The organism is Halogeometricum limi (assembly GCF_900115785.1).
Classification (GTDB): Archaea; Halobacteriota; Halobacteria; order Halobacteriales; family Haloferacaceae; genus Halogeometricum; species Halogeometricum limi.
On sequence record NZ_FOYS01000008.1, the window covers coordinates 52,965 to 73,331 of the forward strand.

16 protein-coding genes, 2 tRNA genes and 3 rRNA genes are annotated in these 20,367 nt (G+C 62.9%); 8 read left to right on the forward strand and 13 right to left on the reverse strand.

Annotated features, from left to right (window positions below; all coding sequences use genetic code 11):
- Positions 1 to 12: 12 nt before the first annotated feature.
- On the reverse strand, positions 13 to 435 hold the full coding sequence (locus BM282_RS17955) for a Rieske (2Fe-2S) protein (protein WP_089883616.1): 423 nt from the start codon (positions 433 to 435) through the stop codon (positions 13 to 15).
- Positions 436 to 557: 122 nt separating this feature from the next.
- Between BM282_RS17955 and BM282_RS17960 the strand changes: the two genes are divergently transcribed.
- Together BM282_RS17960 and BM282_RS17965 are read left to right on the forward strand one after the other, a co-directional pair.
- Positions 558 to 812: a hypothetical protein gene (locus BM282_RS17960; RefSeq protein ID WP_089883618.1), complete on the forward strand. Its 255-nt coding sequence runs from the start codon at positions 558 to 560 to the stop codon at positions 810 to 812.
- 79 nt (positions 813 to 891) lie between these two features.
- The gene (locus BM282_RS17965; protein ID WP_245758414.1) at positions 892 to 2,349 is read left to right on the forward strand and encodes a metallopeptidase TldD-related protein; all 1,458 of its coding nucleotides are present in this window, start codon (positions 892 to 894) and stop codon (positions 2,347 to 2,349) included.
- Positions 2,350 to 2,373: 24 nt separating this feature from the next.
- Here BM282_RS17965 and BM282_RS17970 read toward each other — a convergent pair whose 3' ends face one another.
- Genes BM282_RS17970 through BM282_RS17990 form a run of 5 tightly spaced genes read right to left on the reverse strand, consistent with a single transcriptional unit; the run spans position 2,374 to position 8,277 of the window.
- Positions 2,374 to 3,483 (reverse strand): ABC transporter ATP-binding protein, encoded by a 1,110-nt coding sequence (locus BM282_RS17970; RefSeq protein ID WP_089883620.1) that lies wholly within the window; start codon positions 3,481 to 3,483, stop codon positions 2,374 to 2,376.
- A gap of 2 nt (positions 3,484 to 3,485) precedes the next feature.
- Positions 3,486 to 4,532, reverse strand: coding sequence for an ABC transporter ATP-binding protein (locus BM282_RS17975; protein WP_089883622.1), 1,047 nt, complete (start codon positions 4,530 to 4,532; stop codon positions 3,486 to 3,488).
- On the reverse strand, positions 4,529 to 5,509 hold the full coding sequence (locus BM282_RS17980) for an ABC transporter permease (RefSeq protein WP_089883623.1): 981 nt from the start codon (positions 5,507 to 5,509) through the stop codon (positions 4,529 to 4,531). Before BM282_RS17980 ends, BM282_RS17975 begins: the two co-directional genes overlap by 4 nt.
- A gap of 4 nt (positions 5,510 to 5,513) precedes the next feature.
- Positions 5,514 to 6,491, reverse strand: coding sequence for an ABC transporter permease (locus tag BM282_RS17985; RefSeq protein WP_089883625.1), 978 nt, complete (start codon positions 6,489 to 6,491; stop codon positions 5,514 to 5,516).
- Between the two features lie 58 nt (positions 6,492 to 6,549).
- The gene (locus BM282_RS17990) at positions 6,550 to 8,277 is read right to left on the reverse strand and encodes an ABC transporter substrate-binding protein (protein ID WP_089883627.1); all 1,728 of its coding nucleotides are present in this window, start codon (positions 8,275 to 8,277) and stop codon (positions 6,550 to 6,552) included.
- Positions 8,278 to 8,472: 195 nt separating this feature from the next.
- On the opposite strand from BM282_RS17990, the gene BM282_RS17995 reads away from it, so the two are divergent.
- The 4 genes from BM282_RS17995 (at position 8,473) to eif1A (ending at position 12,321) form a co-directional block, all read left to right on the forward strand.
- A complete protein-coding gene (locus BM282_RS17995) occupies positions 8,473 to 9,852 on the forward strand; it encodes a M28 family peptidase (RefSeq protein ID WP_089883628.1) in 1,380 nt (459 codons plus the stop codon).
- Between the two features lie 57 nt (positions 9,853 to 9,909).
- A complete protein-coding gene (locus BM282_RS18000) occupies positions 9,910 to 11,097 on the forward strand; it encodes a metal-dependent hydrolase family protein (protein WP_089883630.1) in 1,188 nt (395 codons plus the stop codon).
- 75 nt (positions 11,098 to 11,172) lie between these two features.
- Positions 11,173 to 11,919: a class I SAM-dependent methyltransferase gene (locus tag BM282_RS18005; RefSeq protein WP_089883631.1), complete on the forward strand. Its 747-nt coding sequence runs from the start codon at positions 11,173 to 11,175 to the stop codon at positions 11,917 to 11,919.
- A 114-nt stretch (positions 11,920 to 12,033) separates the two neighbouring features.
- Positions 12,034 to 12,321 carry a translation initiation factor eIF-1A gene (gene eif1A / locus BM282_RS18010; protein ID WP_089883633.1) on the forward strand — a complete coding sequence of 96 codons (288 nt, stop codon included), beginning with the start codon at positions 12,034 to 12,036 and terminating at the stop codon, positions 12,319 to 12,321.
- Positions 12,322 to 12,411: 90 nt separating this feature from the next.
- Here eif1A and BM282_RS18015 read toward each other — a convergent pair whose 3' ends face one another.
- Positions 12,412 to 12,759, reverse strand: a complete 348-nt coding sequence (locus tag BM282_RS18015; protein ID WP_089883634.1) for a hypothetical protein — start codon at positions 12,757 to 12,759, stop codon at positions 12,412 to 12,414.
- A gap of 93 nt (positions 12,760 to 12,852) precedes the next feature.
- Here BM282_RS18015 and BM282_RS18020 point away from each other — a divergent pair, with 93 nt between their 5' ends.
- Both BM282_RS18020 and BM282_RS18025 read left to right on the forward strand, forming a co-directional pair.
- Positions 12,853 to 13,368 (forward strand): hypothetical protein, encoded by a 516-nt coding sequence (locus BM282_RS18020; RefSeq protein WP_089883636.1) that lies wholly within the window; start codon positions 12,853 to 12,855, stop codon positions 13,366 to 13,368.
- A 114-nt stretch (positions 13,369 to 13,482) separates the two neighbouring features.
- Positions 13,483 to 13,755, forward strand: coding sequence for a winged helix-turn-helix domain-containing protein (locus BM282_RS18025; RefSeq protein ID WP_089883637.1), 273 nt, complete (start codon positions 13,483 to 13,485; stop codon positions 13,753 to 13,755).
- Positions 13,756 to 13,819: 64 nt separating this feature from the next.
- Here the strand turns inward: BM282_RS18025 and BM282_RS18030 are convergent, their stop codons facing one another.
- The 6 genes from BM282_RS18030 to BM282_RS18055 all read right to left on the reverse strand — a co-directional run bounded on the left by BM282_RS18030 (position 13,820) and on the right by BM282_RS18055 (position 20,151).
- Positions 13,820 to 14,677, reverse strand: a complete 858-nt coding sequence (locus tag BM282_RS18030; RefSeq protein WP_089883639.1) for a hypothetical protein — start codon at positions 14,675 to 14,677, stop codon at positions 13,820 to 13,822.
- A gap of 204 nt (positions 14,678 to 14,881) precedes the next feature.
- A tRNA-Cys gene (locus tag BM282_RS18035) sits at positions 14,882 to 14,958 on the reverse strand.
- Between the two features lie 155 nt (positions 14,959 to 15,113).
- A 5S ribosomal RNA gene (gene rrf / locus BM282_RS18040) occupies positions 15,114 to 15,235 on the reverse strand.
- A 136-nt stretch (positions 15,236 to 15,371) separates the two neighbouring features.
- A 23S ribosomal RNA gene (locus BM282_RS18045) occupies positions 15,372 to 18,282 on the reverse strand.
- A gap of 224 nt (positions 18,283 to 18,506) precedes the next feature.
- Positions 18,507 to 18,578: transfer RNA gene (locus BM282_RS18050), tRNA-Ala, on the reverse strand.
- A gap of 100 nt (positions 18,579 to 18,678) precedes the next feature.
- Positions 18,679 to 20,151 (reverse strand): 16S ribosomal RNA (locus BM282_RS18055).
- The 16S, 23S and 5S rRNA genes sit together here with 2 tRNA genes alongside, the layout of an rRNA operon.
- Positions 20,152 to 20,367 lie beyond the last annotated feature (216 nt).

A 20,367-nucleotide genomic window follows, 5' to 3' on the forward strand; every position in this document is an offset into this window, starting at 1 on the left:
CGAACGCGGCACTCAGAAGCCGAGGTGCGAGGTGGAGTCGGGGCCGTCGTCCGCCTCGATTCCCCCGTCGTGCAGGTAGCTGTAGCGGTCGTCCGTGAGGAACACGCCGCCGTCTCGAACCGCGATTTCGACGCTCGGAAGCGACGTTCCGGCCGCCTCGCCGTTGTCGCACGCGCCCGAACAGGCGTCGAACATCGAGCCGTGTTTCGGGCAGATAATCTCGCCGTTCCGCATGGCGGCCCCGGACCCGCGGTCGAAGCGTTGGTTCTCGTGCGTGCAGTTGTTGACCCACGCCTCGACGCCGGGGTCGTCTTCGCACGGGACGAGGATGACCTCTCGTTCGTTGGTGAACCCGTCTTCGGCGGTGAACAGGTACGACCCCGTCTCGGGAACGTCGTCGACGTCCGCGATTCGCGTGCCTTCGATGCCCGTCATCGACCGGGCGTACTCGCCGCGCCGTCAAGTAGGCGTCGTCGGTGCCCTCGGACGTGTCCCGGTGATACCGACGCAGTCGGCCCGTCCGAACGTTGATACCGACACCGGAGCAACCGACAGGTATGACGAACTCGCGACTCGAACGGAATCTTCGCCGGAACGGCTGGGCGACGGTTGGACTCGGTCTCTCCGTCGTCTTCGCCGTCGGCGCGTTCGCGTACTTCGCCCTCGCCGGAACCCCGCTTCGCGGGGCGGTTCTCGGCGTCCTCGTCCTCGGTGCGGGCGTGTGGGAGTACCGCCGGAAGCTACAGGACACCGTCGTCGCCGAACGGTACGAAGCGGAGGCCGAAGCGCAACGGCGCGAGAACCGCCGCTAGCGGAGTAGTTGTCCCTCTGCTGATACGACACGCGTCGCCGTCCGGACGTTTCATACCACGGTAGTCGGTATCTCCGCCCATGACCGAGAGCGAAGAGCCGATAGAGGCGATGGAGTGGTTGCTCGACCGCTTCGAGGACGACGAGACGGTGGCGTACGCCGAGGTGGGCGCCGTCGCCCAGACGAAGACGGACCTCGTCGTGACGCACGAGGGACCGCGCGACGAACTGGAGTTCGACGAGACGGGCGTCTGGTTCCGCGTGTTCGCCGACGGCGCGGCCGACTACCGGTACACGACGAGTCTCGGCGAAGAGGCGCTGGAAGACGAGGCCGACAGGGCGGTCCGCGGCGGCGAGTTTCTCGCGCAAGACGAACCCGCCCGCTTCGACCAGTTCACCCTCCATCAGGCGGTCCACGAGGGGTGGGCGGCGGACCGAATCGACGCCGTCTCGCTGGAGACGAAACGGGACCTCCTCGACGAGAGCCTCGCCATCGCCGACGGCGTCGGCCTCGACCGGGCGTGGGTGAACTACGCCGACGCGCACATCGACTCCGTGCTGGGGACGACCACCGGAAGCACCGTGAAGACGACGTTGGACAGAGCGAGTCTCACGGCCGTCCTCTCGCTCACCGACGGCCCGGACGTACGCCGGCACGCGGGGTCGACCACCGGCGCGGCGTTCCTCGACGAGATACCCGACGTGTTTGCGTCGGCGACCGAGGACGCCCACGCCTTGACCGACGCGGAACCGGCGGACGCGCCGACCGGCGAGGTGACCGTCGCGTTGAGTCCGCGCGCCGCCGGACAGTTGTTCGCGTTCGCCGCGCGCTATCTCGAAACCGACACCGGCTACATGGGACTGAGTCCCTACGACGTCGGCGACGAACTCGCCGCGGACTCTATCTCGATAGCGGACACGGTTCAGGCGGGGTCGTGGGCCGCGGCGGGCTACGACGCGGAACTCCGTCCGACGACGCCCGTCCAGTTGGTCGACGACGGCGTCGTCACGCGACGCCTGCACAACACCGCGAGTGCGGCCGAAGAGGGCGCGTTCCCCGCCGGCAACGCGGTCCACAGCCTCGGATTCGACCAACCGCCGCGCATCCACGCGCGTCATCTGGACGTCGCCCCCGGCGACGCGATGCCCGCGACGCTGACCGCCGACGCCGACGTCCTCGTCGAACGCTTCGACGAACCGTGGCTTCGCGACGAGTTCGAACGCGTCCAGCGGTCCGGCGTCATGCCCGCGAGCATCCTCTACGCCCGCGACATCGACCGAAAGACCGTCGACAGACCCGACTGCGGCTGCGCGTCGTTCCCCGTCGTCGAAGGCTACCGACTCCGCGACGGCGAACGCGTCGGCCGCGTCGACGGCGTCTCGCTGACGTACGACCCGACGACGCTCCGGGACGTCACCGCCGTCGGCGCGGTTCGGGAGACGCTGACCGGCGTCGACGAGAAACACAAATCGCGCGTTCCGTACGCCGTGACCGCGCCGGGCGTCCGTCTGGACGCGACCCTCAGCGCGCAGGAATAAAAGAGAAGCGAGCGAAGAACGAACTCAGTCGTCCGCGGGCGTCGACTCCGGCCCGTCACCGGACGCCGACACCGACTGTCCCTGGCGGAACGCTTCCGCGGGGTCGGTGCCGTCGACGCTCTCGTAGAGGTGACAGGCGACGGCCTGTTCGCCCTCGACGTGCGCCTTCTCCTCTAACGGCGGGACGACTTGGTCGCAGACGTCGCCGATGTAGTCGGGACACCGCGACTTGAACCGACAGCCAGAGGGGATGTCGATGACGTCGCCCACCTCGCCGGCGAGTTCGACGCGTTCGCGGCCGACGTTCGGTTCAGGCACCGGAACGGCGTTGATGAGCGCCTGCGTGTAGGGGTGCTGTGGGTTCTCGATTATCTGGTCGGTCGGCCCCTTCTCGACGATTTTGCCCATGTACATGATGGCGAGTCGGTCGCACATGTGTCTGAGCAGCGAGAGGTCGTGGCTGATGTAGACGACGGAGAGACCGAACTCGTCGGTCATCCGTTCGAGAAGCGACAGGACGCCGGCCCGGAGACTCACGTCGAGCATCGACACCGGTTCGTCGGCGACGATGAAGTCCGGGTCGAGGACGAGTGCGCGCGCGATGGCGACACGCTGTCGCTGACCGCCCGACAGTTCGTGCGGGTACTGGTCGAAGTACTGCTCGGCCGGGAGCAGTTCGGCGAACTCCAGGGCGCGTTGCACCCGCGCCGTCTCGTTGGTGATGTTGTGGATGCGGAGCGGTTCGGCGACGGTGTCGTAGACGGTCATCCGCGGGTTCAGGCTCTCGAAGGGGTCCTGAAAGATCATCTGCGCGTTCTGCCGGAACTCCTTGAGTTCGGCGTCCGTCGCGTCGTTGAGACTCTGTCCGTTGTAGTGGATGTCCCCGCCCGTCGGTTCGTGGAGTTTGACGAGCGACATCCCCGTCGTCGTCTTCCCGCACCCGGACTCGCCGGCGAGTCCGAGCGTCTCGCCCCGGCGCAGGTCGAAACTCACGCCGTCGACGGCGTGGACGTAGTCGGGGTCGTCGCCCGACACCGACTGGAGGATGCTGGCTATCCACCCGGCGTCGACTTTGAAGTGCTTCTCCAGGTTCCGCACCTGGAGAAGTGCATCGTCGTGTGTTGTGTGGCTCATGGTCAGTCACCCCCGGCCTGTTGGGCCTTCTGTGCCGCCTCGGTTTCGCTCCACGTCTCCGCACTGTCTGCGTACGGCCGGAGTTCCGTGTCGATGTCCTCGGCGTAGTGGCAGTAGGTCCGCAGTTCGTTCATCTGGTGTGCCTCCGGTTCCTCCTCGCGGCACCGGTCGGTCGCCATCGGACACCGCTCGGCGAACCGACATCCCGTCGGCGGGTCGATGAGTTCCGGCGGGTAGCCCTCGATGGAGAGCAGGTCCTGGTCGGGTTGGCGGATGTTCGGGAACGCGCGCTTCAGGCCGATGGTGTAGGGGTGGTACGGTTTGTTGAATATCTCCTCGACCGGCCCCTCCTCTGCGACCTTTCCGGCGTACATCACGAGGACGCGGTCGCACGTCTCGGCGACGACGCTCACGTCGTGGGTGATGACCAGCATCGACGAGCGAATCTCGTCTTGAATCTGGCTGATGCGCTTGAGAATCTGGTCCTGCATGATGACGTCGAGCGCCGTCGTCGGTTCGTCCGCGAGGATGAGCGACGGTTCGAGCGCCAACGACATGGCGATCATCGCGCGCTGACGCATCCCGCCGGAGAACTGGTGCGGGTAGTCGTCTGCGCGGTCGGGGTCCAACCCGACGAGTTCGAACATCTCGGTGACGATTTCGGTCGACTCCACCCGCCCCGTACCGGGTCGGTGGGTCTCTATCGCTTCGACGATCTGTTCGCGGATGGTGTACACCGGGTCCAGCGAGTTCATCGCCGACTGAGCGATCATCGATATCTCCTCCCACTTCAGGCGGCGTCGCTGGCGGTCGGTCATCTGCGTGAGGTCGTCACCCTGGAACCGAATCTCGCCGTTGTTGACGTAGCCGGCGTCGGGGAGGATGCCGATGATGGACTTCGCGAGGGTCGTCTTTCCGCATCCGGACTCGCCGACGATGCCGAGGTTCTCCCCCTCTTCGAGGGTGAACGAGACACCGTCGACGGCCTGGGCGGGTCCCTCCTCCGTCTCGTAGTACACTTCGAGGTCTTCGACTTCGAGTAGACTCATTGTAGCTTGGGGTTCGTGATTTCTTCGTAGCCGCGGCCGATGAGGAAGCCGCTAATGACGAGCAGTCCGATGCAGATTCCCGGCGGGACGAACCACCACCACGCTCCGAAGGAGAGCGCGGAGTAGGCCCGGGAGGCTTGCAGCATCGTTCCCCACGACACCGTGTTCGGGTCGCCGAGGCCGATGAACGAGACGCCCGCCTCGGTGAGGATGGCCCACGCGATGGCGAACGACCCGTAGAGGAACGACATCGGCAGCACGTTCGGTGCCAGGTGCCGACTGATGATGTGCCAGTCGCTCGCGCCCGCGACCTGTGCGGCCTTGACGAACGGTCGTTCGCGCAACGAGAGCGCCTGCGACCGGATGACGCGCGCCGTCGCCCGCCACTGCAGGATGATGACGGCGAGGATGATGTTCCACAGGCTCGGTCCGAGCAACGCGACGAGGATGATGACCGTCGGGAGCAGCGGCATCCCGTACAGGAAGTCCACGAGGCGCATCAGCGCGTCGTCGACGGTGCCGCCGTAGTAGCCCGCGACGAGGCCGACCATCGTGCCGATACCGGCGGTGAACACCGCGGCGATGATACCCACGAGCAGGGCCGCGCGCGTCCCGAAGATGAGTTGGCTGAAGATGTCGAACCCTTCGGCCGTCGTCCCGAGGAGGTAGCCGCTGTCGCCGCCGACAATCGACGGTTCGGCCCACTTCTCGATGAGTATCTGGTCTTCGGTCTGGTACTGGCGTTCCAACGGCGGGTTCGGCGCGAGGAACGGCGCGAAGATGGCGACGAGGACGAAGAACGCCACCATCAGCATCGACAGACGGACGGACAACTCGTCGGTCAGGAGACTCCAGTGCTCTTTGAGCGTCTCCCGCCAGAGTCGGGCCGTGCGTGCCCACTTGTTTATCTCGTCGGAGGAACTGACCTCCTCGACGTCCGCGAACACCGACGACCGGGTAGATTCTTCTTGTGCCATTGGTCTAGTCGTACGTCACCCGTGGGTCGAGGTACCCGTATGCCAGGTCGGCGACGAAGTTCAGGAGGATGATGGTCGCGGCGAGGACCATGAAGGTCCCCTGTGCGACGGGGAAGTCCCGGCGGAGGACCGCCCGCACCATCTCCCGACCGATTCCGGGCCACGCGAACACCGTCTCGATGAGGACGCTTCCCCCGACGGCGTAGCCGAGCGCGATTGCCGCCGCCGTGACGATGGGCAAGAGCGCGTTCCGCGCGGCGTGTTTGAACATGATCGTTCGCTCCGAGAGCCCCTTCGCGCGGCAGACGTCGATGAAGTCCTCCGAGAGCACTTCGAGCATGCTGGAGCGCATGATGAGCAACGGATAGCCCATGAAGTAGTACGCCAGCACCAACGCGGGCGCGGCGAGGTGGGTGACGAAGTCGATGGAGGTTATCATGCCGATGAAACTCGTGTGCTCGACGCCGGGGCTGGTCATGCCCGCCATCGGGATGACGTTGAACGTGGCGCCGAACACCCAGAGCACCATCAGGCCGACCCAGAAACTGGGGACACTGCGGGCGAGCAACGCCGTGATGACGGTGCTGCGCTCGAATCGCGACCCGCGGTACCACCCCGAGAGGACGCCGAGGGTGATGCCGAAGAAGTACGCGATGACGAACGCCGTCAGCATCAGCACGAGCGTGTTCGGGAGGTAGGTCATGATGACCTCTTGGACCGGGGCGTTAGAGTGGAACGACTGTCCGAAGTCGAGCGTCAGCACGTTCTCTAAGAACTTCACGTACTGGACGTGCATCGGTTCGTCGAGCCCGTAGCTTTCGATGATTCGCTGTCTCGCCTCCGGCGTCATCTGCGGCGAGATGACGAACGACGTCGGGTTGCCGGGCATCAGCCTGAACAGGAAGAACAGCACCGTCCCGACGGCCCAGAACGTCGCGACGAGTTGCAGCGAACGTCTGATTACAAAACTGGCTTTTCCCATGATGTTGTGGTGGTGTCGTTGTTACGATGAAAGCCCCCTCTCGGGGGTCGGTCGTGGCTCAGTTACCGCTCGGCGCTTGCAGCACGTCGTTGTCGTTCCACGAGTAGCCCGCCTCTTCGAGGCGACTCCGCGCTTTCTCCTTGCTCTCCTCGTATCGGGTGACGTCTTCCGTGTGGAGGGGGCCGAACGCCGGCGAGACGATGTTGAACCCTTTCTGCGGGAATCCGAACAGAATCTGTTCGACGATGGGCGTCCGCGGGATGCTGTTGACCGCCGCCTTCCGGAGGACCGGGTCGTCCAGTCCGTCCTGTCGCTGGTTCGGCGTGAAGTGCCAGAACGAGGTGGCCGGTTGGAACACCGTGCCGATGGCCTCGTGGTCCTGGTTCTCGTTGAGCGACCGGTCGATGCGGCCGAACGGTTCGTAGTTGAGTTCGCCGTTCTTCAGCAGTTCCCACACCGTCGACGCCTCCGGGATGATGCGCCAGAAGCGCTGTTCGAAGGAGACGGGTGCGAAGTGGTCTTCGAACTTCTTCAGGCCGAACTCGCTGCCTTTGTTCCAGTAGTCGAACATTAGCGGACCGCTGCCGACCGGTTCCTGGATGTTCGCCTGACTCGGGTTCGAGCGACTCTCCCACTTGTGCTGTGGGATGATGGGCACCTGCGTCGCGACCATCGTGTTGAACGGCCCCAGCGCCTGCGACATGTTGATGCGGACGGTGCTGTCGTCGACGACTTCCGCGCCCTCGATGTAGTTCGCCTGCACGGAGAACAGAGGCACCTCGTTCTCGGCGATGTAGTTGTACGTGAACGCCACGTCCTCCGCGGTCAGGTCCTCGCCGTCGTGCCACGAGTGGTCCGTCCGGATGGTGTACTCCATCGTCGTCTCGTCCACGCGGTTCCAGTCGGTGGCGAGACTCACGTCGGGGTTGAGTTGCCCCTCGTTGTCGAGACGCAGGAGCGTGTCGTACATCACCGTGAACTGGTAGGTGTGCTTGTTCTCGTCGTTGTGCCCGAGGACGTTCATCGTCGAGAGCGTCTCCGGCCAGTAGCCCTTCAGGGTGTCCTCGCCGTTCTTCATCTCGAGGTTCACCATCGTCCAGTAGGAGTTGAACCCGAGCGAGAGTTCGCCCTGCCAGTTGCCCGTCTGGTTCTTGTTGTAGATGGCCGCCGCGGGCATGTGCGTGATGGGCATCTGCGGCACGTCCTCCATCAGAATCTTCTGCGTCTCGTGGACCATGTCCACCCGCGCTTGCTCGTCGGGTTCGGACATGTAGCCGTCGAGGAGTTCGTCCACGTCGGGGTTCTCGTAGCCCGAGAAGTTCCCGTCACCCTGTCCGGTGTTCGACGAGTGCATCGTCGAACTCAGCTCTAACACCGGGTCGATGGTGAAGAACGTGTGCCACGTCGAGAAACTGTAGTCGTACTCGACGGAGACGCGGTTGAACAGCGTCCCCCACTCCAGCGTGTCCACCTCGACGTCCATGCCGATGTCGTTGAACTGCCGCGCGATGAGGTTTATCGCGTCGTGTCGCGGCGGGTTGTAGCTCTGCGAGTTGTTGACGTAGGTGTACGTCGGAAGACTCGAACCGGAACTGCTCCCTTCGCTCTCCGTCGTGTCGCCACCCGACGTCTCGGTGCTGTCGCCACCAGCGCTGTCGCCCTCAGTACCGTCGCCACTCTGGTCCCCACCCGAGCAGCCAGCAAGGGCGGTCATACCTGCGAGTCCACCAGCCGTCGTCGCTTTCAGGAAGCTCCGACGCCGCACTCGATTGCTTTCTTCAGCCATGTCATTCGTTATCATCAACCGGAATATAAAACTCTTTGCAACTCGGACGGCGGATAATCAACATACTGCGGCGAGTTTTTGTCGGAGAGAAAATACTTCAGAACAATCGGACAGAACGAGAGCGGTGTCACCTCCTCGGCGAGAGTCACCTACGAACCGCAACACTATTGAGAAGCGGTACCACAGGCCACATAGATGACTAGGTTATCCGACGAAGTCGTCGGCGGCGCGTACCGAAGCACGGTCGGTTGGGACCTCCTGGCGGACCTCGAAGACCTGAACGACCGGATGCCCGGCCACGAGGGCGAACGGACCGGCGCCGACCTCGTCGCGCAGGCGTTCGAGGACGTCGGCCTCGACGACGTGTCGCTCGACCCGTTCCCCATCCCCGCGTGGTGGCGCGGCGACGCCTCACTCACCGTCGCGCACGGCGACCGAGAGACGACGTTCGCTCGGTCGCACGAACTGGTCGAACTGCCGGGAACGCCCGCCGGCGACGTGACGGGCGAACTCGTGGACATGGGCTACGGACTCCCCGAAGACTTCGAGGACGTCGACCTGACCGGCGACATCGTGATGGCCTCCAGCGTTACCCCGGACGACTACGGCCGGTGGGTCCACCGCTCCGAGAAGTACCACTACGCCGCCGAGTCGGGGGCCGCGGCGTTCGTCTTCTACAACCACCTCGAAGGCGCCCTCCCGCCGACCGGAAACATCGGGAGCGTGAACGGCCCCGGTCCGATACCCGCCATCGGCGCGAGCAAAGAGGTCGGTGCCCGACTCCAGCGCTACTGCGCCGACGGAACGGTCGAAGCGGACCTCTCCGTCGACGCCGACGTCTCGCGCGGCACCTCGCACAACATCGAAGCCACCGTCGGCCCCGACACCGACGAGGAAGTGCTGTTCACCGCGCACGTCGACGGCCACGACGTCGGGACGGCCGCGAACGACAACGGGTTCGGCACCGCCATGGTCGTCGAAGTCGGGTCGATGCTCGCGCAGGTGGCCGACGAGTTGGAGACGAAGGTCAGACTCGTCGTCTTCGGCGCCGAGGAGACGGGGTTGTACGGGTCGTACTACTGGAGTCACACGCACGACCTCTCGAAGGTCAAGTGCATCGTGAACGTGGACGGCGCGGGCTACTCCCGGAACCTGGAGATTCACGACCACGGCTTCTCGGACATCTCGGCGGCGTTCGAGGCCGTCAGCGACGAGTACGAGATTCCGGTCCACACGGAGAGTCAGGTCCGTCCGAACAGCGACCACTGGCCGTTCGTCCAACGGGGCGTCGCCGGCGCGCAGGGTCGGTCCTCCTCGGACGGGAGCGGTCGCGGGTGGGGACACACCCACGGCGACACCCTCGACAAACTCGACGTGCGCGACCTGCGGGACATGTCGATACTCTGTGCGGCGGGCGTCGCCCGTCTCGCCCGCGACGACGTCGAGGTGAGCCACGTCGACGACGCGGAGATACGACAGGCGTGTCTCGACGACAACTTCGACGTGGGGATGAAAGCGACCGACTCGTGGCCGTGGGGCGGCGAGAAGGACTGGCCCTGGAAAGACCAACTGTAGACGGCCTGTCGAGACCGATTCGGACAGATTTACTTATCGTCGTCAGCGAGTACGGACATGATTCTGCGGGACGTGACGCTCGTCGACCGCGGCGAGACGCGAACGGGCGCCATCGCGTTCGACGAGGAGACGGAGACGATTACGGCCGTCGGCGACGCGGAGACGGTGCTGGCCGAGACGGACGACGGGGACGACGCGGTTCGGTCGCTTCCGGGGTACGCGGTACTCCCCGGACTGGTCGACGCGCACGTGCACTTCTCGCTGTCGGGCGAACGGAGCGTCGAAGACGTCGTCGGGATGACCGACGCGGAACTCGCACTCGCGGAGGCGCGGAACGCGCGGCGGACGCTCGAATCGGGCGTCACCGGCGTCCGCGTGATGGGCGCGCGCGACGTGGACGTCCACGTCAGAGACGCCATCGAGGCGGGCGACGTCCCGGGGCCGCGGACGGTGGCGAACTGCCGGTCTATCACCGTCACCGGCGGGCACGGACACCACCTCGGCCGCGAGATAACGGGTGCCGACGACGCCCGCCGCGCCGTCCGCGAACAGGTCAAACTCGGCGCGGACTTCATCAAGTTCATGACCACCGGCGGGGTGACGACGCCCGGGAGCGACCCGCACGCCGTCGCCATGACCGAGGCGGAGGTACACGCACTCGTCGACGAGGCGCATCGTCGCGGCGTCCACGCGGCGACCCACGTCCACGGGGCGGCGGGCGCGCGCGTCGCCCTCGAAGCGGGTGTCGACACCGTCGAACACGGGACGTTCTTGGACGAGGAGACGGTCGAACTGTTCGCGGCGCACGACGCGACGCTCGTCCCCACGCTCTCCGCGCCGTACCACATCGTCCGCAACATCGAGACGGCCACCGAAGACGCCGCGCGCAAGACGCGGGACGTGTACGAACGTCACCTCGAATCGTTCGAGATGGCGGTCGATGCGGGCGTCCGCATCGCGGGCGGCACCGACGCGGGGACGCCGTTCAACTACCACGGCGCGAACGCGACCGAAGTCGAGTTCATGGCGAAGTACGGGATGAGCGCCGAGGAAGCCATCCGCGCGATGACTCAGACGGCCGCCGACGTGGTCGGACTGGAGGGGTCGGGCACGCTCGAACCGGGAACGTACGCCGACCTGTTGGTCGTCGAGGGCGACCCGACCGAAGACCTGACGCGCCTGAACCACCCGACGGCCGTTCTCAAGGGCGGAGCGGTCGTCTCCGGGTCGCTCCCGGCCGAGTGAGTACGTCTCGCGGGAACCGACGGTCCGACGGCCGGTGCGACGGGGCTTTACCGGCGGCGCTCCAACGTCGGCGCAGTGGATTCTAACGACGTTCACCGACGGTGGACGGCGCGTTCGGGTGCGTATTCGCCGGAGTACTACGCCTACTACGGGCCAAACGAGACGAGCGAGTTGCTCGCAGCCACGATAGACAGATACGTCGGTGACGGCGACGACGCCGACGCCGATGCCGACGCTGACGACGATTCGGCGTCCGGCCCCACGATTCTCGAACTCGGGTGCAGTTCCGGCCGACACCTCGCACACCTCCTCGAACAGGGGTACGAGAACGTCTCGGGCGTCGAGATAAACGGCGAGGCGTTCGAGGTGATGGACGAGACGTACCCCGAACTCGCCGAGACGGGCACGTTCTACCACGACTCCATCGAGTCCGTCGTCCGCGGACTCGACGACGACGCCTTCGACGTCGTCTACTCCGTGGAGACGCTCCAACACCTCCACCCGGACGCTCGGTGGGTGTTCGACGAACTCGCCCGCGTCACCGGAACGCTCCTCGTCACCGTCGAGAACGAGGAGATGAGCGACGAGGGTGAGGCCGGAAGACGGTCCGACGCCGACAGTGAGACGGACGACGCGGGACGGACGGGCGACGAGGAACAGACGGACGACGAGGAACGGACGGACGGCCCGAACGTGAACTACGTCGAAGACGACTTTCCGCTCTACTACCGGGACTGGCACGACATCTTCACCGGCGTCGGCCTCACCGAAGTCGAGTCGAAGTCACTGGAACGAGACACGTTCAGAGCGTTCACACCGTAACGAGACGCCGCAACGACCGCGTTTTCTGGGTCGTGGGGCGCTCGCGTTCGGTCGTGCTGTGAGGGACCACGCATCACCAATGGCTTAAACGTGCGAGTCTTGTAGTGTACGCATATGAGTGACGAGTCAAGCGGGCGTCGGAACCTCCGAATGCCCAACGACGACGAACTGTTCGCGGTCGTAACACAACACAACGGCGGAAACCACGTCCGCGTCCGGTGTCAAGACGGGAAAGAGCGGATGGGCCGCATCCCCGGCCGCATGAAGTACCGAACGTGGATCAACGAGGGCGACGTCGTCCTCGTCGAACCGTGGGACTGGCAGGACGAGAAAGCCAACATCGAGTGGCGCTACAGCGACCAGGACGCAGAGCAGCTTCGGATGGAAGGCCACATCGACTGATGTGTCTCTCCCGTGGCCGGGAGACGTTCTTCGACGCACTACCGAACCGACGAGCGACGGCTTCGTCCCGTCGCCGCCCGGTGGCCGCCGTCACTCGGGCGTGACCGTCGTCGACTCCTCGTCGGCGTGTTCGAGTTCGACCGCGTGTCGCGTGTGCCGCGCGTGCGTCTCGGCCCACCGCCGCGCCGGGCGTTCCGAGAGGAACTGTTCGGCGTCGCGGCAGCGTCGACAGGACGCCATCCACGTCGAGATGCCGTCGGGGAAGTGTCCCGTGTGACGCATGTGGTCGAGTGCGAACTGTTCGAACGACTGGTTTCCGACCTCCAAATCGTCGAGTTCGTACGTCAGGTCCCACTCGTGGTCGCACCGCGAACAGGAGACGGTCGGCGTGTCGTCGATTTCGGCCGGCGGTGAGCTATCGTCGATATGGTCGGACACGCCCGGTGCTACGGCGCCCTGCCTCTTCTATCTGGTACCTCGCGGTCGACGCGCGTCCGAAACAGTGGTCACCCCGCGTCGAGAGGGTCTGATATGGACGGAGATTGCGAGGAGTCGCCGGAGGCGAGCGAGGGAGACCCGACCGATTGCGACACCATCGAACCGGCACCCGACGCGCTCTCGGAGGCCGACCTCCAGTACCCGACGTTCGCGTTCGACGACGGAGCGATGACCCCGCGTGGCGGGTTCGACCTCGAACGGGACCTCACTCCCGAGGAGATGCGCGAGTGGGTCTCGGAACTCGCCGGAGGAATCGGAAGCCACGACGTGGCCGTCGAGTCACCCGACAGGCACGCGACGCTCGGCGTCCGTCCGCGAGCGGTGTCGATGTCGTTCGACCCCGACGAGGAGTACCGCGGCACGTTCGAGGTGACGTTCACCATGGACGCGAAAGTGATGCTCACCGGAGACGCGGACGCGCCGAAAGCGGGCGCTCGCGGCGGTACCGGGTTCGTTCCCCGCGCGATGCTCACCGACGACCGAGACCCGACGCAGTTCCGCTGTTACAACTGGATCGCCGACCCGACGGACCCCGACGAGACTCGCTGATTCGACGGCCCTTGCGGCGTCTCGGAACCCCCGCGAACGCGTGACTGCGTAGGTCGTGCGAGGACACCGCACAACTCCGAAGCGAATGGGGCCGTTCGCTCCCTCGACGGAGACATGACCGAGGAGGTTCCCGGTAGCCTACGCGAGATGCCCCCGAGTTCGAAGCTGGTCTACAAAGTGTTAGAACATGATGGACCACTGACGCAAAGGCAGTTGGCCGACAACTCACTGTTACCGACGCGGACCGTCCGGTACGCGCTGGACCGACTCAGAGATGCAGACATCGTCGAAGAACGGCTCTGCATTCAGGACGCGCGGAAACGACTGTACTACCTCGCGGAGGACGACCGCGTGCAGAGCGCAGACGTGCTCCCGCTCTCGGACTGACCGGACGCTCACCGTACGGAGCGTTTCGCGTCCGAAAAGACCGAGCGGAAACCGGGGGTCGCGTTCAGTACCGCGACGGCATGTACGCCATGCCCACGAGGAGGACCGCGGTGAGGAACGAGATGATGCTGACTCCCCAGAGACCGCTCTCGTGCGTGTGGAACGTCTCTATCCGTTCGGTCTGTGCGTTGTAGCTCTCGAAGTCGGAGGTGAGTTGTAGCGTCTCGTTGTTCGGGAAATGCGCGAGGTACGTCTGGTCACCGAGCGTCACGTTTCCGTGGCTGGCCACCTCGATGGTGTTCGTCCGCGGCGCGTTCCAGGACACCTGGACGGCACTCGATCCGACCGTGTCGACCGTCGTCTGGTTGCCCTCGTAGTCGAACGTGTCGCCCTCGCTGTACTGCCGCGTCTGCGGGTCGTCGAAGTAGTCGCCCGCGGGGACGAGACGCGTCGTTCCGTTGTCCTCGATGACGACGTGCGGCGTCCCGTTCCGGGTCACCATCTCGTCGTCGGCGTTCGGGTCCTGCTGGAGGACGGCCGTCTCGTTGATGTCCTCGCGGAGGGTGAACTGCGTGGCGTTCTCGTCTTCGGGGACGAGGACGGTCCACTCGACGTCTTCGATGGTCACCGTCGAGTTGTTCTCCCACGTCTCGGTGTACCGTGCGGACTGGTTCGTGTAGTTGAGCGTGCCGGACCGGACGAGACTGCTCCCGCCACCGTGTCCGCCCGACTCGACTTCGGCGCTTATCTCCTGTACGTTGTACGTCTGCGACCCGGCCTCGAACGACTCACCGCTCGAGAGTTCGTAGTCCGGGTTCTGGAACTCTATGTGGGGCGTCTCCGCCGTCGCGATGAGCGAGTACGAAGCCGCACCGATGACCACGAAGAGCGCGACGTAGAGAGCCGCGGCGCGTCGTTGCATGGTTTTAGCAAAGAATAGATGGCGTATAACGGTTATCGTTTCGTCAGGCGTCCTGGTCGGCGCGTCGAACGCCGTCGATCCGCTCTCGTCCAGTCGAATTTCGACGGAACGGAGCGTCACGGGTCGGATTCGAAGCAGAGAGCGGGGTGACCGCAGGTCGACCACGCGAGACGTCTCTCACACCTCGCTTCACTCGGTGAAAAGAGCCAAGGGCCGGATTTGAACCGGCGGGGGTTCCGCTCTGCAGGCGGATGCGTTGGGCCGAACTCTGCCACCTTGGCGCGGTTTCGAGTAGTTCTGTCGTGCGCTTAAGCCTAGCGGTCTGCGTGTTCGTGAGTCGAGGCGCGGACGAGCCTGCGACTCTCCGTACTCTGCCGTTCGAAATGGAAGACGCCCGCACGGGCGCTCCCGTGCGGGCGTCGACTATAGTATGAGTGGCAGGCGGCGAAGCAGCGTTTCCAGAGGTTCGCACACTCCAGTACTGACTGCCACGCTGGCGAGCTTAACTTCCGTGTTCGAGATGGGTACGGGTGTTGCCTCGCCGCTGTGGCCGCCTTAACGCCAACCGATGGAATCGAACCATCGTTTAAACACCAGTCGTTGGTGGTTCTTCTAACCGTATGTGTGAATGCGTGCAATCCAGTTAACGCCTGAACCCGCTTTACCGGTCCACGTGACGCGGACCGATGATGTATGAATGTGGCTATGGACTGTTAGTGCTCGTGGGCTAAACGCCTCGTTGCCTCGGCGCGTACACCCCGAGTCTATCGAACTCGTCTTCTACGAGTGTCCGTAGTGGTACTTCTTTTCCAAGTGGGTTTCGAGCTTAGATGCGTTCAGCTCTTACCCCGTGTTGCGTAGCTACTCGGCATCTGCCCTCTCGGACAACCGATACACCAGCGGCAACCAATCGTAGTTCCTCTCGTACTATACGATCGTTCTCGTCAAGTACCGTAACACCCCCAATAGATAGCAGCCGACCTGTCTCACGACGGTCTAAACCCAGCTCACGACCTCCTTTAATAGGCGAACAACCTCACCCTTGCCTGCTTCTGCACAGGCAGGATGGAGGGAACCGACATCGAGGTAGCAAGCCACCGGGTCGATATGTGCTCTTGCCGGTGACGACTCTGTTATCCCTAAGGTAGCTTTTCTGTCATCTACGGGTCCCATTGAGGGACCTCGTAGGTTCGCTAGACCACGCTTTCGCGTCAGCGTCACTCGTTGGGAATGACACTGTCAGACTTCCGTGTGCTCTTGCGCTCTTCCACGAGTTTCCGACTCGCGTGAGGAAATCTTTGGGCGCGCTCGATATCTTTTCGAGCGCGTACCGCCCCAGTCAAACTGCCCGGCTACCGGTGTCCTCCTCCCGGAGTGAGGGTCGCAGTCACTGACGGGTAGTATTTCAATGATGCCTCGGTGGCCCGCTAGCGCGGGTACCTGTGTAACGGCTCCTACCTATGCTGCACATCAGCGACCACGTCCCAGCGACAGCCTGCAGTAAAGCTCTATAGGGTCTTCGCTTCCCCTTGGGGGTCTCCAGACTCCGCACTGGAACGTACAGTTCACCGGGCCCAACGTTGGGACAGTGGCGCTCTCATTGATCCATTCATGCAAGCCGCTACTGAAGCGGCAAGGTACTACGCTACCTTAAGAGGGTCATAGTTACCCCCGCCGTTGACAGGTCCTTCGTCCTATTGTACTAGGTGTTCAGATACCTGCACTGGGCAGGATTCAGTGACCGTACGAGTCCTTGCGGATTTGCGGTCACCTATGTTGTTACTAGACAGTTGGAGCGCCCGAGTCACTGCGACCTGCTCGATCAAGAGCAGGCATCCCTTATCGCGAACTTACGGGACTAACTTGCCGAATTCCCTAACGTCGGTTGATCCCGACAGACCTTGGCTTTCTCCGCCAGAGTACCTGTGTCGGATCTCGGTACGAGCACACACCTCGCCTTTTCACGGGCTCTAGGTACCATCGACTTGCGCTATCCCGGAATTCGTTCGCTTCGTGCCGTTACGGCTTCCACGAAGTTCTCCGGTTCGACCGGGCGAAGGCCCGGTTCGATGTTTCCCAAAGCGTCGGCTTTGAGTGGTGGTGGTACTGGAATATTAACCAGTTTCCCATTTGTCTCATTCGAGTTACGGTGAGACTTAGGATCGACTAACCCTCGGCTGATTGGCAGTGCCGAGGAACCCTTACTCGTAAGGTCGTCGGGGTTCGCACCCGACTCTCGCTGCTACTGTGACCAGGATTTTCGTCACTGAACGGTCCACACGAACTCTCGCCCGTGCTTCCACCCGTACAGTGTGCCAGCCTACTGGGTCAGGCGTGTTGCCTGCCGCCAGGTCTCGGTGGTGGATTTGAGTCCCGATCATTTTCGGCGCCTCGAACCTCGGCCGGTAAGCTGTTACGCTTTTCTTAGAGGGTAGCTGCTTCTAAGCTCACCTCCCGGCTGTTTAGGGCTCGAGACAACCTTCGATCACACTTAATCCACACTTGGGGACCTTAACCCGGCTCTGGGTTGTCTCCCTCACGGACCACAAGCTTACCCCGCAGTCCGGATTCCCAACGTCTACGACGTCTGCAAGTTTGGAGTTCGACAGGGAGGCCGACTCCTCTCGGAGGCGGGTCTCCCAATCGGTCGCTCTACCTCGCAGACTATCTCGGTTGAGGTCATGCTTCGACATGTTTCGGCTGGAACCAGCTGTTGCCAGATTCGATGGGCCTTTCACCCCTACACACAGGTCACGGGAGGGTATTGTAAGACACCAACCCTAACAGACCTCCACGTGGCTTTCGCCACGCTTCGTCTTGCCTTCGTGTAGATCATCTGGTTTCGGGTCGCACCCACTTGACTCCCCGCGCTTGAACACGGCGGCCCTCGCAATGCTGCGGCCTTGTCGGTTTCCCTACGCCTTCCTAGATGCTCTAGTTAGACTCGCCAAGTAAGTGCACTCCCTGGTTCGTTTTTCAAAACGTACGACGGAACACCGGCTTCCTCGGATTCCTACTGGTGGGTCGCCCCACGGTCGTTTTTCCGAGGACCTTGTATGCCCCGTCGCTCTATCACTGACTGATTTCAGGCCCTATTGCACCGCCCTTTTCGGGGTGCTTTTCAGCGTTCGCTCACGCTACTTGTTCGCTATCGGTCTCGAGGAGTGTTTAGTCTTCGCAGTCGATGCCTGCGATATTCACGAGGGATATCCAACCCCCGCTACTCTGGAACAACCTCGGGTTCTCTCGCTCACGATACGGGGTTGTCACCCTGTATCACGCTCCTTTCCAGGAGACTTCTCGTGAGGTTGAGAGCCGTTATAGGATGTCCGTACACCACATTTCCTTGCGGATTCGGTTTGGACTGTGTCGCGTTTACTCGCCGTTACTAACGACATCTCGGATTGATTTCTGTTCCTGTTCCTACTAAGATGTTTCAATTCGGAACGTTCCCTATTGCGCGAAGCAATTGTTGTAGGGATTCCCATTCGGAGATCCTGAGTTCTTCGCTTCCATGCAGCTTCCTCAGGCTTTTCGCAGCTTGGCACGTCCTTCGTCGGCTCTCGAGCCGAGCCATTCACCAGCCAGTACAGTAGCCAGTTACAGTTGTATCGGACGTCCACGTGTCCCGGTAAAACGGGTTCAGTGGGCGTCTGGATTGCACGCGTACATACGGTCGTCATCGAACGTCCGAGGGTGATCGGAGCGTCCGTCGAACCCTTCCTATCCGCGCTCTCGCGGGATAGTGCATCGGTTGTCTTCGGGTTTCATTCTCTCGTCCGGTCCCACTTAAGGGACTCGGATTGGAGTGAATGATTCCCGGAGAGTATGGACCCACTGGGATTTGAACCCAGGGCTTCCTCCTTGCAAAGGAGGTGCTCTGCCGCTGAGCTATGGGCCCGTGTTAGCCTTGGTAGTTCTAAGGTGCCCGTTCGGCGATAGTGAGCACGTGAACGGAGTTGCCAAAGGTGGGCTGGGGCGTCGCCCCAGTCCCGATCGTTAGGAGGTGATCCAGCCGCAGATTCCCCTACGGCTACCTTGTTACGACTTAAGCCCCCTTGCGAAGCCCAGATTCGACCATCTTGCGATGGCCTCATCCGGACCTCACTCGGGTGCTTTGACGGGCGGTGTGTGCAAGGAGCAGGGACGTATTCACCGCACTCTTCTGAAATGCGATTACTACCGAATCCAGCTTCATGAGGGCGAGTTTCAGCCCTCAATCCGAACTACGACCGAATTTCGGAGATTAGCGCCCCCTTTCGGGGTTGCAACCCATTGTTTCGGCCATTGTAGCCCGCGTGTAGCCCAGCTCATTCGGGGCATACTGACCTACCGTTGCCCGTTCCTTCCTCCGCTTTGGCAGCGGCAGTCCTCCTAATGTACCCAGCCAGTCGAAACTGCTGCTGGCAATTAAGAGTGCGGGTCTCGCTCGTTGCCTGACTTAACAGGACGCCTCACGGTACGAGCTGACGGCGGCCATGCACCTCCTCTCTACAGCGTCGTGATAAGGTCATCAACCTGATCGTCATCACTGTAGTCGGAGCTGGTGAGATGTCCGGCGTTGAGTCCAATTAAACCGCAGGCTCCTCCGGTTGTAGTGCTCCCCCGCCAATTCCTTTAAGTTTCATCCTTGCGGACGTACTTCCCAGGCGGTTCACTTCTCGGCTTCCCTACGGCACAGCACAGGCTCGTAGCCTGTGCCACACCTAGTGAACATTGTTTACGGCTAGGACTACCCGGGTATCTAATCCGGTTCGAGACCCTAGCTTTCGTCCCTCACTGTCGGATCCGTCTTCTCGAGGTGCTTTCGCCATCGGCGGTCCGTCCAGGATTACAGGATTTCACTCCTACCCCGGACGTACCCCTCGAGCCTTCCGGTCCCAAGCCGTGAAGTTTTCGCCGGACGCCCATCCGTTGAGCGGATGGATTTCCCGACGAACTTTCACGGCCAGCTACGGACGCTTTAGGCCCAATAAGATTGGCCATCACTTGAGCTGCCGGTATTACCGCGGCGGCTGGCACCGGTCTTGCCCAGCTCTTATTCGTGAATCACCTTACGATTCACAAAAGCGAGGACTATATGCCCTCGCACTCGGAGTCCCCTTATCGCACTTGCGTGCAGTGTAAAGGTTTCGCGCCTGCTGCGCCCCGTAGGGCCCGGAATCTTGTCTCAGATTCCGTCTCCGGGCTCTTGCTCTCACAACCCGTACCGATTATCGGCACGGTGGGCCGTTACCCCACCGTCTACCTAATCGGCCGCAGCCGCATCCTGCAGCGCCGGAGCGTTTGTGGGTCCCGGCATTCCAGCGTGGGACCAGTATGACGTATTAGCCTCAGTTTCCCGAGGTTATTCGTCTCTGCAGGGTAGCTTGACCACGTGTTACTGAGCTATATGCTGCGAGTATGAACTCGCGCAACTAGCATGGCTAAATCGGACTCCGATAGCAATGGCCTCCGGCAGGATCAACCGGAATGGGTTCCTGGCGTGTGCCAGGAGGGTTTGGCGGGATGATCTCGACGTATGTCGAGTCATCTCCATTGCGTGGTCCGTTCGTGGTGCTCGGTGTCACCGAACGGGTGGCACCGAACTACCAAGGCTAACATCAGATTCCATCTTGTACGGCGGACCGCAGGGGTGGAATCCTCATTTCTTCGGATTTGAACGTAGCGCGTCCGTTCCCATAAGGGCG

Coding starts and splice junctions, on each gene's coding strand:
- BM282_RS17990 (WP_089883627.1), bottom strand. CDS start 8,277: ATGGCTGAAGAAAGCAATCGAGTGCGGCGTCGGAGCTTCCTGAAAGCG.
- BM282_RS17955 (WP_089883616.1), bottom strand. CDS start 435: ATGACGGGCATCGAAGGCACGCGAATCGCGGACGTCGACGACGTTCCC.
- BM282_RS17980 (WP_089883623.1), bottom strand. CDS start 5,509: ATGGCACAAGAAGAATCTACCCGGTCGTCGGTGTTCGCGGACGTCGAG.
- BM282_RS18030 (WP_089883639.1), bottom strand. CDS start 14,677: ATGCAACGACGCGCCGCGGCTCTCTACGTCGCGCTCTTCGTGGTCATC.
- BM282_RS18025 (WP_089883637.1), top strand. CDS start 13,483: ATGACCGAGGAGGTTCCCGGTAGCCTACGCGAGATGCCCCCGAGTTCG.
- BM282_RS17985 (WP_089883625.1), bottom strand. CDS start 6,491: ATGGGAAAAGCCAGTTTTGTAATCAGACGTTCGCTGCAACTCGTCGCG.
- BM282_RS17970 (WP_089883620.1), bottom strand. CDS start 3,483: ATGAGCCACACAACACACGACGATGCACTTCTCCAGGTGCGGAACCTG.
- BM282_RS18000 (WP_089883630.1), top strand. CDS start 9,910: ATGATTCTGCGGGACGTGACGCTCGTCGACCGCGGCGAGACGCGAACG.
- BM282_RS17995 (WP_089883628.1), top strand. CDS start 8,473: ATGACTAGGTTATCCGACGAAGTCGTCGGCGGCGCGTACCGAAGCACG.
- BM282_RS17975 (WP_089883622.1), bottom strand. CDS start 4,532: ATGAGTCTACTCGAAGTCGAAGACCTCGAAGTGTACTACGAGACGGAG.
- BM282_RS17965 (WP_245758414.1), top strand. CDS start 892: ATGACCGAGAGCGAAGAGCCGATAGAGGCGATGGAGTGGTTGCTCGAC.
- BM282_RS17960 (WP_089883618.1), top strand. CDS start 558: ATGACGAACTCGCGACTCGAACGGAATCTTCGCCGGAACGGCTGGGCG.
- BM282_RS18020 (WP_089883636.1), top strand. CDS start 12,853: ATGGACGGAGATTGCGAGGAGTCGCCGGAGGCGAGCGAGGGAGACCCG.
- eif1A (WP_089883633.1), top strand. CDS start 12,034: ATGAGTGACGAGTCAAGCGGGCGTCGGAACCTCCGAATGCCCAACGAC.